The sequence below is a fragment of the Methylobacterium sp. WL103 genome (genome assembly GCF_008039885.1).
Lineage (GTDB): Bacteria > Pseudomonadota > Alphaproteobacteria > Rhizobiales > Beijerinckiaceae > Methylobacterium > Methylobacterium cerastii.
In genome coordinates, this window is the sequence record NZ_VRUX01000837.1 from 1 (window position 1) to 1457 (window position 1457).

Here is a 1457-nt window from a genome sequence, read left to right on the forward strand (position 1 = left end):
GGCGCCGGCCGCGTGCAGGGCCGTGATCGGCCCCGAAAAGTCGTGGATCGCGCCACCGACCCCCGGGTACTGGAAGATCGCGCCGAAGACCTCGGTCGGATCGAGGTCGGCGAAGGGGCAGCCGACGACGACGCGCCAGCCCATGGGCGCCGCCCGCGTCTTCAGCACGGCGATGGTCTGGGGCAGGCAGTCGCGATCGACGAAGAAGGCGTCGGCCTTCGAGGCCGCGACGCGGCGGGCGAGGCCCATCGCCTCGGCCGCCGCGGTGGCCTCGTCCAGCAGCGAGGCGTTGGCGACGTCGAGGCCGGTGAGGTCGCAGACCAGGGTCTGGAAGTTGATCAGGGCCTCGAGCCGCCCCTGGCTGATCTCCGGCTGGTAGGGCGAATACGCCGTGTACCAGGCCGGGTTCTCGAAGATGTTGCGCTGGATCGCCGGCGGCATCGTCGTGCCGTGATAGCCCTGGCCGATCAGCGAGACGAGGACGCGGTTGCGGTCGGCGATCTCGCGCATCCGCTCGATCGCCCGGCGCTCGGTGAGAGCGGGGCCGAAGGCGTCCTCCTCCGCCAGCGGCTGCGCCTGCCGGATGTCGGGGGGCAGCGTCTCGTCGATCAGGGCCTCCAGGCTCGGCGCCCCGACGGCGGCGAGCATCGCGTCGATCTCGGCCTGCGTCGGGCCGATGTGGCGGCGGTTGGCGAAGTCGTAGGGGTCGTAATGCGCGGTCATGGCGGCGTCCCGGCTCGGAGTGGGCCTTTGGAAGGGCGAAGGGCCGCCGGCGCATCGCAGGCGGTTGTTTCGGCAGGCGGCTACTTCGGCAAGGCGGCTACTTCGGCAAGGCGGCGTAGGCGGCCTCGTCCATCAGCCCGTCCATCTCGGACGGGTCGTCGAGGCGCAGGCGGTAGAGCCAGCCGTCCCCTTGCGGATCGGTGCCCACCGTCGCCGGGTCCGCGACCGCCGCGTCGTTGACCGCGACGACCTCGCCCGAGAGCGGCGCGTAGACGTCGGAGGCCGCCTTCACCGACTCGACCACCGCCGCCGCCTCGCCCTTGGCGAGCCGGGCCCCGACCTTCGGCAGCTCGATGAAGACGAGGTCGCCGAGCTGCTCGGCGGCATGCGCCGTGATGCCGACGGTGACGACCACGCCCTCCGCCTTCAGCCACTCGTGCTCGTCGGTGAATCGCAACATGTCTTGGCTCCTGAGGGATGGGGAGGGTGGGCCGGATCAGCCGCGCTTGAATCCGGCCGGGACGAAGGGGAGGGGGACGACCTGGACGGGCAGGCGCTGGCCGCGGACCTCGGCGAGGAGGCGGGTGCCGGCGGCAGCCAGCGCTATGGGCAGCATCGCCATCGCCACCGGCGCGCCGAGGCTCGGCCCGAAGCCGCCGGAGGTCACGATGCCGACCGACTCGGGCGCGGCGGCGTCGGCAAACAGCGGTGCTCCGGCGCGCACGGGGCTACGC

Annotated in this window: 2 protein-coding genes and 1 pseudogene; all 3 read right to left on the bottom strand. The window is 72.6% G+C overall.

Annotated features, from left to right (window positions below):
* Positions 1-723, bottom strand: a pseudogene (locus tag FV222_RS25925) (glycine dehydrogenase (aminomethyl-transferring)); the annotation flags it as partial.
* A 97-nt stretch (positions 724-820) separates the two neighbouring features.
* On the bottom strand, positions 821-1183 hold the full coding sequence (gcvH, locus tag FV222_RS25930; RefSeq protein WP_147815995.1) for a glycine cleavage system protein GcvH: 363 nt from the start codon (positions 1181-1183) through the stop codon (positions 821-823).
* Between the two features lie 36 nt (positions 1184-1219).
* Positions 1220-1457 (bottom strand): glycine cleavage T C-terminal barrel domain-containing protein (locus FV222_RS25935; RefSeq protein WP_281406929.1); only part of this gene is annotated, 238 nt, incomplete at its 5' end.